Genomic DNA, 13,097 nt, shown 5'->3' with positions numbered 1-13,097 from the left:
CTTAGCCGGTTCGCGTCCAGCGCAGGAAGGCGGATAGCCGCAGCAGGCCGTTGACGATGAGAGCATAAACCACGCGCGTGTCTCCATCTCAGGAGCCCACGACACTGCGTGGTGCTTTTAGCGTTGTTGACGCGGCGCAAGCTGCTCCGACAAATCCCGCGACCGGATCGCTCCGATGGCTTCGAGCATCCCGGGGTTTTCGGGTCGGGTCAATCGCAGGGAATTCCAAGTTTTCACAGGCTCGGAGAAGGAATTCATTGCGTCATGCGGCCTCCGCGCAGCCTCCGTCTTCAGGGATAGCGAGGTCGATCGCCCCGATCTTGCCGAGCCGGCAGCGGGGTGTTTTCGGGGGGCGTTCGCAGCGTCGCGCGGTTTCGAGCGCGTTGCCGTTGCAGGCGCTACGGCCTCCCGGTGCCTCGACGAGACTGGTGCGGGCGCGCCTGCGGGGATAGGGAAGACCGATGAACGTCCCGTCCGCCACTCCGCCCCTGATCGCTGCCGCCGACACGGGCGACATGGCCGCCATCGAGCGCCTCCTCGCGGAAGGCGCCCAGGTGCACGCCAGGGACGCGACCGGCCGGACGGCGCTGATGGCGGCGACCCAGAAGAACGACCTGCCGCTGGCGCGGCGTCTGATCGCGGCCGGCAGCGACGTCAATGCCCGCGACATCACCATGCTCTCGCCCTATCTCTGCGCCGGGGCGAACGGCTTCAACGAGATCCTGAAGCTGACCATCGCCTCGGGCGCCGATCCGCATAGCGTCAACCGCTTCGGCGGCACGCCGCTGCTGCCGTCCAGCGAGAAGGGCTTTCTGCACACGGTCCGAGTCTGCCTGACCGCAGGCATCCCGGTGGACCGCGCCAATGATCTCGGCTGGTCGGCGCTGCTGGAAACCGTGATCCTCGGCGATGGCGGCCGGCTCTATGGCGACGTGGTCGAGGCGCTGGTCGGGGCGGGTGCCGACCCGCATCTCAGGGATCGCGACGGCAAGTCCGCGCTGGAGCATGCGCAGGCGCTCAGTCAGGAACGCGTGCTCGCGATCTTCCGGGGCGAGGGCGCCGCGGCCGGTCCGGGCGCGGCCATGATCCGGCAGGCGAAACAGGCCGAGAAGGCGGAGCAATACGAGGAGGCGCTGGCCACCATCGAAGCCGCGCTCTCGCAGCATCCTGCTGATGCCGACCTGACCTATTACAAAGGCTATTATCTCCATGAACTCGGGCGCCACGAAGAGGCGATCCGCACCTTCGAGACGGTGCTGGCCGCGTGCCCTGACGAGGTCGAATTCCATTTCTACATCGCCTATGCCTATCGGGCGATGAGGCAGCCGGAAGCCGCGCTGGCGGCCTTCGATGCGGGCGTGGCGAAAAAGCCCGAAGCCCCGTTCCTGCGCTATCACAAGTCGAATTATCTGCGGGAACTCGGTCGCCACGAGGCCGCCGTCGCCGTGATGGACGAACTGCTCGCGCGCGATCCCGGCCGCTACGATTTCGCCTTTCACAAGGGCAACAGCCTGCGCTCGCTCGGCCGGCACGAGGAGGCGATCACCGCGATCGAGATCGCGATCGCGTCCGACCCCAGCAATCCGCTCTATCGCCGGCACAAGGCGCAGTCGCTCAAGCTGCTCGGGCGCGAGGCCGAGGCCCAGGCCGAGCTCGCCCGAGCGCAGGACCTTCCGTGAAACGGCGCCGCAAGGCTTGAAGCCCCGCGCCGCCGCTCGTGACGCGGATCGGCTCGTCAGGCGATCGGTTGGGTCAGTTCGCCGTGGCGGGCGACGATCCTGCCGCGCTTGACGACGGTGCGGTCGGCGGGGCGCTCGACAATGGCTTCGCAGATCGTCTCGCCGGGCAGGATCACGAAATCGGCGGTGCAGCCGACGTCGAGGCCGTAGTTCTCGATGCCCATCACCTTGGCGCCCTGATAGGTGCAGACGTCGAGCGCCAGCTCCATCTCCTCGTCGCGGCGGAAATTGTTGCGCAGGCCGACCAGCGTCGCGCGCTCTAGCATGTCGCCCATGCCATAGGGGTTCCAGCTATCGCGCACGCCGTCGGAGCCACCGGCGATGACGATTCCGGCCTTGAGACAGGCCATGACCGAGGGAGCCGGTGAACTCGCGGGTGCGGTGGTGACCAGTGCGATGCGCTCCTTCGCGAGATCGTCGATCAGCCGGCGGACATGGTCGATATCGGGCATGCCCAGGCAGAAGGCGTGGCTGATCGCGATCTTGCCCTGCATGCCCAAGGCGCGCACCCGCTCGAGGATGAGGTCCATCGAGAAAGCGCCCATCTCGCCGCGCTCGTGCAGATGGATGTCGAGCGGGCGGCCGTATTTCTCGGCGAGGCCGAAGATCGCATCGAGATGACCCTTCGGATCGCGGTCGACCGCGCAGGGATCGAGGCCGCCGACGACTTCGGCACCCATCGCCATCGCCCGGTCGACCAGTTCGAGCGTACCGGGCCGGATCAGCAGGCCGGACTGCGCGAAGGCGACGATCTCGACGTCGATCACATCCTTGAGCCGCTCGCGCATGGCCATGACACCCTCGATGCCGGCGATGCCGGTCTCGGTGTCGATGTCGACATGGCTGCGGATATGGGTGGTGCCCAGCTTGACCATCTGGGCGACGAGCCGGCCGGACTGGCGGTCGGCGTCGATGCCGAATTCGCGGCGGTTGCGGCGCTCGGTCTCGATCTTGTCGATCAGGGCAGGGCCAGCGGTGTGCTTGTGCCAGCCCATGCCCCAGAAGCTCTTGTCGAGATGGGTATGCGCCTCGACCAGACCGGGAATCATCAGGCGGCCGCCGGCATCGAAACTCGCGTCGCCCCCGGTCGCGCCGGCGCCGATCGCGGCGATCCGCCCGTCACGGACCAGCACATCGGTCGCAGCACCGCCGGCGGGGCGCACATTCCGGATCAAGAGGGTATCAGGCACGAGGGGTCTCCTTCTTCCAGGCCGGCGCATGCCGGCTTCTCAACGTCAGTGGCGGCTCCAGCCTGCCGGATCATAGGGTCTGCATGCCGCAGCCGTCGGGATAAATTGCCGCGCCGGTGTCGCCCGGTTGGAGCGGTCCTGAAGCGAGGCGCGCAGGAATGCTCAGATGCGGCGACGCGGGATCGCCGTCGCATAGGTGTTCAGCGAGAGCAGGTGACGGTCGGCGCGCTGGAGCGCCGCGAGTGCCGCCGTGCGGTCCTTGTTGGCGAGCAGGCCGCAGAGCACCTCTGAGATCGCGAGCGCCGGCGCCAGCGTATGGAAGAAACTCTGGCTCTCGGTCGAGCAGAGAATCGCCAGATCAGCGATGCCGACCAGCGGCGAGACCTCGCTATCGGTGATCGCGATGACGCCGAGGCCCTTCTCGCGCGCGAGCTGCGCCAGCTCGAGGCTGTGCAGGGCGTAAGGGTTGATCGAGATGGCGAGCAGCACATCCTCCGCCCCGGCCCGGATCAGCCCGTCGCCGACCGTATCGGCCGGGCCGTCGAGATGGACCGTCTTCTCGCCGAGCAGCGTCATCACGTAATGGAAGTGCCAGGCGACCGAATGGCATGAGCGCAGGCCGAGCACGTAGATCCGGCGGGCCTGTGCGAGGCGATCGGCGGCCGTGGCGAGGCGCTCCAGCGAGGCAGGCTCCGTCAGGCGCGCGATCTGGGCGGCGAGGCCCTGCAGCATGCGGCGCGACAATTGCGCGGCCGCCATGTCCTGCTCGCTGTCGTCATTCTGCATCGCGCGCGCCGCGAAGCCGTCGACGCGGAAGCGGATCGCCTCGGCATGATGGGCGCGGATATCGTCATAACCGGCAAGCCCGAGGAACTTGGCGAGCCGCGTCATCGTCGAGGGCTGCACGCCGGCATTGCGGGCCAATTCGCGCATCGAGACCAGCGCCACCTCCTGCGGGTGCTCGATGATGTAGCGCGCCGCCTGCCGCAATTGCGGGGACATGCCGTCGAAGAGGCTGACGATGCGCTCGCGCAAGGGATCGGCCTGCAACATTTGAATCGCGCCCTTCTCTGTCCGATCGCGACCATTCCCGCGCGGCGGATGGATTTCAAACGGTTTCTCGGCTTTCCCTCAGGTTGAGGGCGTTGCAACAGAGCGTTTCGCTGAAACAGTTTAAGACTCAATCGTATCTTATTTGTATCATATAAAACAAATGTTGCATTCTTTCGTGGGGCATGTCATGAGGCTGCGCGCCGCGGCGCTCTGTCCGCGCCAGTCCGGGAATGCCGAGATGACCAGGATTCTCCATCGCTCGATCGGCGGCCGCCTGCCGCAAGCCGTTGCGGGGCAAGGCATCTTCATCACCGACGCGGACGGGCGCAGCTATATCGACGGTTCGGGCGGCGCTGCCGTTTCCTGCCTCGGGCACGGCCATCCCGAGGTCATGGCCGCGATGCGCGCGCAGATGGATCGCATCGCCTACGCCCACACTTCGTTCTTCACCACCGATGTCGCCGAGGAGCTGGCCGAGCGGCTGGTCGGCCTGGCGCCGGAGGGGCTCGACTACGTCTATCTCGTGTCCGGCGGTTCGGAGGCCGTCGAGGCCGCGATGAAGATGGCGCGGCAGTATTTCGTCGAGATCGGCCAGCCGCAGCGTCGCCATTTCATCGCGCGCCGGCAGAGCTATCATGGCAATACGCTCGGCGCGCTGGCAGCCGGCGGCAATGCCTGGCGGCGGGCGCAGTTCCAGCCGATCCTGCCCGAGACCCATCATGTCTCGCCCTGCTACGCCTATCGCGACCAAAGGGATGGCGAGACGCCGGAAGCCTATGCCGCCCGGCTCGCCGACGAGCTGGAAGCCAAGATTCTGGAGCTCGGCGCGGACGAGGTCATCGCCTTCATCGCCGAGCCGGTGGTCGGCGCGACGCTCGGCGCCGTTGGCCCGGTCGCGGATTACTTCACCCGCATTCGCAGCATCTGCGACAAATACGGCGTGCTGCTGATCCTCGACGAGGTGATGTGCGGCATGGGACGCACCGGCACGATGTTCGCCTGCGAGCAGGAGGGCATCTCGCCCGACCTCGTCACCATCGCCAAGGGGCTCGGTGGAGGCTACCAGCCGATCGGCGCTGTGCTGCTCTCCGACAGGATCTACCGCGCCTTCGCCGAAGGCTCCGGCCTGTTCCAGCACGGCCACACCTATATATGCCATCCGATGGCCGCGGCTGCGGCGCTCAAGGTCGTCGAATTGATCTCGCAGCCGGAGATGCTGGCGAATGTCCGCCTGATGGGCGAGCGCCTCCAGGCCGGGCTCGATGCGCGGCTCGGCCAGCACGCCCATGTCGGCGATATCCGCGGGCGCGGCCTGTTCCGCGGCATCGAGATCGCCGCCGACAAGGAGACCAAGGCGCCTTTCGACCCGGCGCTGAAGATGCACGCCCGGATCAAGAAGGAAGCGATGGCGCGCGGCCTGCTCTGCTACCCGATGGGCGGAACCATCGACGGCCGGATCGGCGACCATGTCCTGCTGGCGCCGCCCTACATCATCCGTCCGGAAGAGATCGACCAGATCGTCGAGCGGATCGGCGGCGCGATCGATGCGGCGGTCAGGAGCTGACGGTCGCCATGGCAGCACGCATCGCCTTCGCCGGCTTCAATCTCGAATCGGTCACGGCCGTTCCGCAGATCGTGGAGCTGGCGGAGTTCGAGCGCGTCTGCGTGCGGGGCGCGAAGCTGACGGAGCGGTTCCGCGGCACCAATACGGTGCCCGGCGGCTGCCTGAAGGTCTGCGAGGCGGAAGGCGCCGAATTCGTGCCGCTGTTCCACACGCTGCTTGGCGCGCTCGGGCCGACGGCGGACGCGGCGGTCGCGCATTACACCGGCGAGATCGTCGAAGGTCTCGGCAAGAGCGGCCGGCTCGACGGCGTCATCCTGTTCCTGCACGGCGCCTGCTGGGCGGCCGGTTACGCCGATGTCGAGCGGCACGTCATCGATGCGGTGCGCGCGGCCTTCCCGGCGCTGCCGATCGCGGTCGCGCTCGACTATCACGGCAATATCGACCGCGAGACGCTGCGCGGTGCCGATATCGCCGTCGCCTATCGCCACTCCCCGCATATCGACATGGGCGAGACCGGCGAGCGGGCGGCGCGTGCGTTGCTCAGGCTGTTGCGCGAGGGGCGCCGGCCCGGCCTCGCCGTGGCGCGGCCCGATGTCGTCATTCCCTCGATCATGTCCGCGACAGCGCTGGAGCCGCTGGCCTCGATCATCGCCGAGGCGCGCGCGGCCGAGCAGGCCGGCGATTGCGACGTCTCGGTCATGGCCGGTTTCTCCTATGCCGACAGCGCCAACACGGGCATGTCGGTGATCTGCCTGGACTGGGACGGGCAGGAAGCGGCCGAGGCCAGGGCACAGGCCTTTTCGGATCGTCTGCGCGCGGCGCGGAAAGCCATCGCCAACGCGATTCCGATCCTGAGCGTCGAGGAGGCGCTGGCCGATATCGCGCGCAAGCCCGCGCAGAGCCGGCCGATCGTGCTGCTCGAGCATGCCGACCGGATGAATGACTCGACCCATCTGCTGCGGGCGCTGCTTCGCCGCGATGTCGGGCGGGTCAACGTGCCGTTCTTGCTCGATCCCGAGACCGCCGCGCAGGCGCATGCAGCAGGCGAGGGCGCTGATATCACGGTCGCGCTTGCCGGCAAGACGGCGCCAGAGACCGGCGGGCCGGTCGAGGCCGCTGCTCGGGTGCTCTGGTCGGGACCGAAATCCTTCAACGTCTCCGGGCGCTATCAGCGCGGCAGCTTCGTCGATCTCGGCCTCACCGCACTGATCCAGATCGGCGCGATCCGTATCTCCGTGGTCTCGCATTTCGCCTTCGCCGTCGATGGCGATCCGTTCTTCATCTTCGGCGAGAAGCCGGAGGATTACGACGTCATCCTGCTGCGCTCGAAGACGCATTTTCGCGACTATTACGAGCCGATGGCGGACCGGATCCTCGTGGTCGACTCGCCCGATCTCGGTCCGGCCGATGTGCGGCTGATCCCGTACCGACAGCTCGACACGGCCAAGGCCTATCCGTGGAGCGAGGCTCGCGCCTGACGACGCCCACCAACCCAAGCAACCAAAAACAAGGGGATAACAATGAGTTTTCGGTTCAAGACTTTCGGCGCCGCGGCGCTGCTCGCGGGCTCCCTCTCTGCCATGCCGGCCCTGGCCGAGACGACGCTCAATGTCGTCATGCAGGCGCCGCTTCGCACGCTCGACCCGATCCTGAGCACCGCCCAGATCGTGCGCACCCATGGCTTCATGGTGTTCGACACGCTGCTCGGCATGGACGCCAAGTACAATCCGCAGCCGCAAATGGCCGATTACGCCGTCTCGACCGACAAGCTGACCTATACGCTGACGCTGCGCGACGGGCTGAAATGGCATGACGGCACGCCGGTCACGGCGGCCGATTGCGTCGCCTCGCTGAAGCGCTGGGGCGAGAATGACGGTGCCGCCCGCACGATGATGGCGCATGTCGCCTCGATCGAGGCGACCTCCGACAAGGTGCTGGTGATCAAGCTGGCGAAGCCCTTCGGGCAGGTGCTGGATCTGCTGGCCAAGCCTTCGCCGGTGCCGCCCTTCATGATGCCGAAGCGCCTCGCCGAGACGCCGGCAGGCAAGCAGGTCACCGAGATGGTCGGCTCCGGCCCGTTCCGCTTCGTCGCGGAGCAGTACCGGCCGGGCGACCAGGCCGTCTACGTCAAGAACAAGGACTACAAGCCGCGCTCCGAGCCGATGAGCTGGACCGCCGGCGGCAAGGTGATCAATGTCGACAAGGTCGTGTGGAAGGCGATGCCGGACATGCAGACCTCGATCAATGCGCTGCAATCCGGCGATGTCGACCTGATCGAGCAGGTGACGATCGACCTGCTGCCGCTGCTCAAGGCCAATGACGAGATCAAGACCGGCGCGATCAACGCGCTGGGCAGCCAGGTCACCGGCCGCTTCAACCATCGCCTGCCGCCCTTCGACAATCCGAAGGTCCGCCAGGCCGCGATGTACGCGCTGGATCAGGACCAATTGATGCAGACTGCGGTCGGCGACAGCCAGTATTACAAGCTCTGCGCCTCGGTCTATGGCTGCGACGTGCCGCTCGCCTCCGATGCTGGCTCCGAATACCTGAAGGGCAGCGCCAAGGAGCGCATGGCCAAGGCCAAGGAACTGCTCAAGGCCTCCGGCTATGACGGCACCCCGGTGCTGATGATGCAGCCGACCGACCTGACGATCCTCTCGACCCAGCCGATCGTCGCGGCCGAGCGCCTGCGCGAGGCCGGCTTCAAGGTCGATGTCGCCTCGATGGACTGGGCGACGCTGCAATCGCGCAAGAACGGCTGGCAGCCGGTGGCGCAGGGCGGCTGGAACTTCTTCTTCACCTATTGGGGTGTGTCCGGCATCTGGAACCCGACCGTGCATGCGCTGCTCGACGGCTCGGGCTCGGATACCGCCTGGGCGGGCTGGCCGAAAAGCGCCCGTGTCGAGGAATTGCGCACCGCCTATAACGCCGCAACGTCCCTCGACGAGCAGAAGAAGATCGCCCGGGAGATCCAGCAGATCGCCTTCGACGAGGGCTTCTACTTCAATGCCGGCGAATTCCAGTCCGTCGCGGCCTGGAATGCCAAGCTGAAGAACCTCCAGCCCGGCCCGATCACTCTGTTCTGGGGCGTAAGCAAGTAACGCTGGCGCGCCGGGCGGCGATCCGCCGCCCGGCCTGAACGGCCCGACTTCCGGCATTGCCCGCTTGGGCGGGTGCCCAGGCGTGGAGAACTCCATGGCTTCCTATTTCCTGCGCAGGCTCATGATGGCGATCCCCGTCATGTTCTTCGTGGCGCTGTTCGTCTTCCTGCTGCTGCGGTTGACGCCGGGCGATCCGGCGCAGGCCATCGCCGGTGACCAGGCGACGCCGGCGCAGCTTGCGGCCATCCGCGAGAATCTCGGACTGGACAAGCCGATCGCCGGCCAGTTCGTCGCCTGGATCGCCAATATGGCGCAGGGCGATTTCGGCTCCTCGCTGATCTCGCAGCGCCCGGTGCTGGAGATGATCGGCCAGCGCATCGGCCCGACATTGGCGCTCGCGGTCATGGCGATGATCTTCACCGTGGTGATCTCGCTGCCGCTCGGCGTGCTCGCCGCCTGGCGCCATGGCGGCATGGTCGACCGCTTCGTCATGGCGCTTTCGGTCGTCGGCTTTTCCGTGCCGATCTTCGTGATCGGCTACGTCCTGATCGCGGTCTTCGCGGTCAATCTGAAATGGTTCCCGGTGCAGGGCTACAAGGCGCTGGCCGATGGCTTCGGCCCGTTCTTCCACCGTATCCTGATGCCGGGTCTGGCGCTCTCCTTCTTCTATATCGCGCTGGTCTCGCGGATGACGCGCGCCTCGATGCTGGAGGTGCTGCGCGAGGACTATGTCCGCACCGCCCGCGCCAAGGGGCTGGGCGAGCGGATCGTGCTGTTCCGCCACGCGCTGCGCAATGCGGCGATCCCGATCCTCACCGTGGTCGGCACCGGCTTCGCCATGATGGTCTCCGGTGTCGTCGTCACCGAGACCGTGTTCAACATCCCCGGTCTCGGGCGGCTGGTGGTCGATGGCGTGCTCGCCCGCGACTACCCGCTGATCCAGGCGATCATCCTGCTGACGGCCGGCACCTATGTGCTGATCAACCTCTTGATCGATCTCTCCTATGCCCTGACCGACCCGAGGATTCGCTACCAATGAGCGCCCCGTCGAACCCCGCGCAGGGCGCGCTGCCGCGTCGCCGCCTGCTCGACAATCCGCCGCACTGGACCACGGCGCTCGCCGTCATCGTCCTCGTCGCCGTGATCGTGATGGCGGTGTTCGCGCCGCTGCTCGCGAATTTCGAGCCGACCAGGCTCAACGCCGCGATGCGGCTGAAGCCGGCCTCGGACATCTATTGGCTGGGCACGGACTCGTTCGGCCGCGACCTCTATTCGCGCGTGGTCTATGGCGCGCGGGTCTCGCTTCTGGTCGGTGCCGGCGTCGCCATCGGCGCGATCGTGATCGGCCTGCCGCTCGGCCTGATCGCCGGCTGGTATCGCGGCATCGACGGGGTGCTGATGCGGATGATGGACGGGCTGATGGCCATTCCCGGCATCCTGCTCGCCATCGCCATCGTCGCGCTGGTCCGGGGCGGGCTCGTCACCGTGATCATCGCGATCATGATCCCGGCGATCCCGCAGGTGGTGCGCCTCGTCCGGGCGCGGGTCATCGCGGCGCGCGAGGAGACCTATGTCGATGCCGCCGTGCTGCTCGGCACCCGTCCGGGCAAGCTGATCCGCAAGCATCTGCTGCCGACCACGATCGCGCCGCTGATCGTGCAGGGCACCTATATGTACGCCTCCGCCATCCTGACGGAGGCAGCGCTCTCCTTCCTCGGCGTCGGCATCGGCACGGAGGTTCCGAGCTGGGGCAACATCATGGCCGAGGGGCGGCTCTACTTCGCGATCAACCCCTGGCTGGTGTTCTGGCCGGCGATCGTGCTCTCGCTCTGCATCCTCTCGATCAACCTGCTCGGCGACGCGCTGCGCGACCGGCTCGATCCGAAGATGCAGGGGAGGGCTCCGTGATGGTGACCGCCGCGACCCAGCCCGTGCTCTCCGTCCGCGATCTCAAGGTCGCGACGCGCGGGCGCCAGCCCAGCGACATCCTGAAGGGCATCAGCTTCGACATCCATCCCGGCGAGACGCTCTGTCTCGTGGGCGAGTCCGGCTCCGGCAAGTCTGTGACCTCGCTGGTCGCGATGGACCTGCTGCCGCGCGACGAATTGCGGGCGACGGCCGGCACGGTTCGGCTCAACGGCGAGGATATCCTGACCGCGACGCCGGCCCGCACCAAGGCACTGCGCGGCGCCGAGATGGCGATGATCTTCCAGGAGCCGATGACCGCGCTGAACCCGGTGCTGACGATCGGCCTGCAGATGGACGAGGTCTACTGGGCGCACACGAAGATGCGTCCGAAGGAGCGCTGCGAGGCCGCAATCGCTGCCTTCGAGGCCGTGCATCTGCCCGATCCCCAGCGGATCTATGACAGCTATCCGCATCAGCTCTCGGGCGGACAGCGCCAGCGCGTGATGATCGCGATGGCTCTCGCCTTGAAGCCGAAACTGCTGATCGCCGACGAGCCGACGACGGCGCTCGACGTCACCACGCAGAAGCAGATTCTCAGCCTGATCCGCGAATTGCAGGAGGAGCAGAACACCGCCGTCCTATTCATCACCCATGACATGGGCGTGGTCGTCGACATCGCCGACCGGGTCTGCGTGATGCGCCGCGGCGAGATCGTCGAGACCGGCCCGGTCGAGCAGGTGCTGAGCCAGCCGCGCGAGGACTACACGCGCGATCTGCTGCAATCCGTGCCGTCGCTGACGCCGCGCGCGCCGCGCGCTTCGTCTGGCGGTGAAACGGTGCTGGAGATCAACAATCTCGAGAAGACCTTCAGCTTCGGCTCGCTGCTGGGGAAGCTGATGGCGCGCGAGAGCCGCAGCGTGCGGGCGGTGAAGGATGTCAGCTTCGAGTTGGCGCGGGGGCGCACGCTCGGCATCGTCGGCGAAAGTGGATCGGGCAAGTCGACGGTGGCGCGCTGCCTGATGCGGCTGGAACACCCGACGGGCGGCGAGATCCGCGTCAACGGGCAGGACATCGCCAACCTGCAAGGCCAGCAGGCGCTGGCCCCGGCGCGCCGGCGCGTGCAGATGGTGTTCCAGGACCCGAACCGCTCGCTCAATCCGCGCCTGCGCATCGGCGAGAGCCTGATCGAGGGACCGCTCAATCTCGGCGAGAACCGCAAGACCGCCCTGAAGCGTGCGGGCGAATTGATGGAGGTGGTCGGCCTGCCCAGCACCAGCCTCGAACGCTTCCCGCACCAGTTCTCCGGCGGCCAGCGCCAGCGCATTGCGATCGCGCGCGCCTTGATGATGGAGCCGGAGGTGATCGTCGCCGACGAGGCCGTCTCGGCGCTCGACGTCTCCGTGCAGGCGCAGGTGCTGGCGCTGCTGGCCGAGATCCAGGAGCGGCGCAATCTCGCGGTGCTGTTCATCACCCATGATCTGCGCGTCGCCGCCCAGATCTGCGACGAGGTGATGGTGATGCAGCGCGGCAGCGTCGTCGAGATGGGGCCGGCCGCCGAGGTTCTCGGTCAGCCGCGTCACGAGTATACCCGTGCGCTGATCAACGCGGCGCCGGGACGGGACTGGGATTTCGCGACCGGGCGCCGCATCGCCGGAGCCACAGCATGATTTCCGCCAGCCTCGTCCAGATGGACGTCCAGTCCCTGGCTCCGGCCGAGAATTTCCGGCGCATCCACGAGTTCGTCGCAGGCGAAGCGGCGAAGGGCGCGCAGCTCATCCTGTTCCCGGAGCTTGCGAACACCGGTTATGTCGAGCCCTTGGTGCCGGGCGGAGCGGTGGTCAGCGACGTGCCGCATTTCGGCGCGGCGCTCTACGAGGCCTGCGCCGCGCCGGATGGCGAGGAGATCAAGGCGCTGGTCGCGCTCGCTGCGAAGCATCGCGTGCATCTCGTGATCGGGCTCGGCCTGCGCGATGCCTTACGTGCCGGCGTGATGCGCAATGCCTCGCTGCTGATCGGGCCGGAAGGCGTGATCGGCGACTACACCAAGATCCACCAGTGGCAGAACGAGAAGCTGTTCTTCAGCGGGGGCGACAGCATCGACACCTATCCCGTCTTGGGGACACGGCTCGGCATGCAGGTCTGCTACGATATCCGCTTCCCCGAGATCACCCGCATCCTCGCGCTTCAGGGCGCGAGCATCGTGACCTCGGTCTGGGCATCCTTCGGGGCCGAGACCGCGTCCGTCACCGACGAGGCGCTCTTCATCCACCGCGCTTATACGCGTGCGACCGAGAACGGCGTGTTCTTCCTGAGCTGCAACCGCAGCGGCAGCCGCGGCGGGCAGCGCTTCTTCGGCCGCTCCTGCGCGGTCGCGCCGGATGGCCGTGTACTCGGCGCGCTCGATCATGATCGCGAGGACGTGCTGCGGATCGAGATCGACCTCGCCGAGGTCGCACGCTATCGCAGCTTCACCGGCATCTGGGCCGACCGCGCGCCCGGCCTCTACGCCAAATACCTGACGCCCTGAGCCCCGCGAGACATC

The 13,097-nt window shown here is 67.1% G+C and carries 10 protein-coding genes; 8 read left to right on the top strand and 2 right to left on the bottom strand.

Features of this window, described 5'->3' with window-relative positions:
• Nucleotides 1-461: 461 nt before the first annotated feature.
• Nucleotides 462-1,679: a tetratricopeptide repeat protein gene (locus ACWIEX_RS19155; RefSeq protein ID WP_454034554.1), complete on the top strand. Its 1,218-nt coding sequence runs from the start codon at nt 462-464 to the stop codon at nt 1,677-1,679.
• 56 nt (nt 1,680-1,735) lie between these two features.
• Here ACWIEX_RS19155 and ACWIEX_RS19150 read toward each other — a convergent pair whose 3' ends face one another.
• Together ACWIEX_RS19150 and ACWIEX_RS19145 are read right to left on the bottom strand one after the other, a co-directional pair.
• Nucleotides 1,736-2,929 carry an amidohydrolase family protein gene (locus tag ACWIEX_RS19150; protein ID WP_454034553.1) on the bottom strand — a complete coding sequence of 398 codons (1,194 nt, stop codon included), beginning with the start codon at nt 2,927-2,929 and terminating at the stop codon, nt 1,736-1,738.
• A gap of 162 nt (nt 2,930-3,091) precedes the next feature.
• Nucleotides 3,092-3,982 (bottom strand): MurR/RpiR family transcriptional regulator, encoded by an 891-nt coding sequence (locus ACWIEX_RS19145; protein WP_454034552.1) that lies wholly within the window; start codon nt 3,980-3,982, stop codon nt 3,092-3,094.
• Between the two features lie 238 nt (nt 3,983-4,220).
• Here ACWIEX_RS19145 and ACWIEX_RS19140 point away from each other — a divergent pair, with 238 nt between their 5' ends.
• From ACWIEX_RS19140 to ACWIEX_RS19110, 7 genes are all read left to right on the top strand, one after another.
• Nucleotides 4,221-5,546 (top strand): aspartate aminotransferase family protein, encoded by a 1,326-nt coding sequence (locus ACWIEX_RS19140; RefSeq protein ID WP_454034551.1) that lies wholly within the window; start codon nt 4,221-4,223, stop codon nt 5,544-5,546.
• Between the two features lie 8 nt (nt 5,547-5,554).
• Nucleotides 5,555-7,024 (top strand): M81 family metallopeptidase, encoded by a 1,470-nt coding sequence (locus ACWIEX_RS19135; protein WP_454034550.1) that lies wholly within the window; start codon nt 5,555-5,557, stop codon nt 7,022-7,024.
• 42 nt (nt 7,025-7,066) lie between these two features.
• Nucleotides 7,067-8,647, top strand: a complete 1,581-nt coding sequence (locus tag ACWIEX_RS19130; protein WP_454034549.1) for an ABC transporter substrate-binding protein — start codon at nt 7,067-7,069, stop codon at nt 8,645-8,647.
• 94 nt (nt 8,648-8,741) lie between these two features.
• Nucleotides 8,742-9,686: an ABC transporter permease gene (locus tag ACWIEX_RS19125; protein ID WP_454034548.1), complete on the top strand. Its 945-nt coding sequence runs from the start codon at nt 8,742-8,744 to the stop codon at nt 9,684-9,686.
• Complete coding sequence (locus ACWIEX_RS19120; protein WP_454034547.1) at nt 9,683-10,555, top strand: ABC transporter permease; 873 nt, start codon at nt 9,683-9,685, stop codon at nt 10,553-10,555. The genes ACWIEX_RS19125 and ACWIEX_RS19120 overlap by 4 nt, the downstream gene beginning before the upstream one ends.
• Nucleotides 10,555-12,222: an ABC transporter ATP-binding protein gene (locus ACWIEX_RS19115; protein ID WP_454034815.1), complete on the top strand. Its 1,668-nt coding sequence runs from the start codon at nt 10,555-10,557 to the stop codon at nt 12,220-12,222. Before ACWIEX_RS19120 ends, ACWIEX_RS19115 begins: the two co-directional genes overlap by 1 nt.
• A complete protein-coding gene (locus ACWIEX_RS19110) occupies nt 12,219-13,082 on the top strand; it encodes a carbon-nitrogen hydrolase family protein (protein ID WP_454034546.1) in 864 nt (287 codons plus the stop codon). Before ACWIEX_RS19115 ends, ACWIEX_RS19110 begins: the two co-directional genes overlap by 4 nt.
• The last annotated feature ends 15 nt before the right edge of the window (nt 13,083-13,097 follow it).

The sequence above is a fragment of the Allobosea sp. NPDC055353 genome (assembly GCF_053644975.1).
The sequence above is the reverse complement of the archived record's forward strand: the minus strand, read 5'-3'. Positions and strand labels throughout refer to the sequence as shown.

What these genes read in the sequence shown, in the direction of transcription:
- ACWIEX_RS19140 (WP_454034551.1), top strand. Translation starts at nt 4,221, where the DNA reads ATGACCAGGATTCTCCATCGCTCGATCGGCGGCCGCCTGCCGCAAGCC.
- ACWIEX_RS19115 (WP_454034815.1), top strand. Translation starts at nt 10,555, where the DNA reads ATGGTGACCGCCGCGACCCAGCCCGTGCTCTCCGTCCGCGATCTCAAG.
- ACWIEX_RS19135 (WP_454034550.1), top strand. Translation starts at nt 5,555, where the DNA reads ATGGCAGCACGCATCGCCTTCGCCGGCTTCAATCTCGAATCGGTCACG.
- ACWIEX_RS19110 (WP_454034546.1), top strand. Translation starts at nt 12,219, where the DNA reads ATGATTTCCGCCAGCCTCGTCCAGATGGACGTCCAGTCCCTGGCTCCG.
- ACWIEX_RS19130 (WP_454034549.1), top strand. Translation starts at nt 7,067, where the DNA reads ATGAGTTTTCGGTTCAAGACTTTCGGCGCCGCGGCGCTGCTCGCGGGC.
- ACWIEX_RS19125 (WP_454034548.1), top strand. Translation starts at nt 8,742, where the DNA reads ATGGCTTCCTATTTCCTGCGCAGGCTCATGATGGCGATCCCCGTCATG.
- ACWIEX_RS19145 (WP_454034552.1), bottom strand. Translation starts at nt 3,982, where the DNA reads ATGTTGCAGGCCGATCCCTTGCGCGAGCGCATCGTCAGCCTCTTCGAC.
- ACWIEX_RS19155 (WP_454034554.1), top strand. Translation starts at nt 462, where the DNA reads ATGAACGTCCCGTCCGCCACTCCGCCCCTGATCGCTGCCGCCGACACG.
- ACWIEX_RS19120 (WP_454034547.1), top strand. Translation starts at nt 9,683, where the DNA reads ATGAGCGCCCCGTCGAACCCCGCGCAGGGCGCGCTGCCGCGTCGCCGC.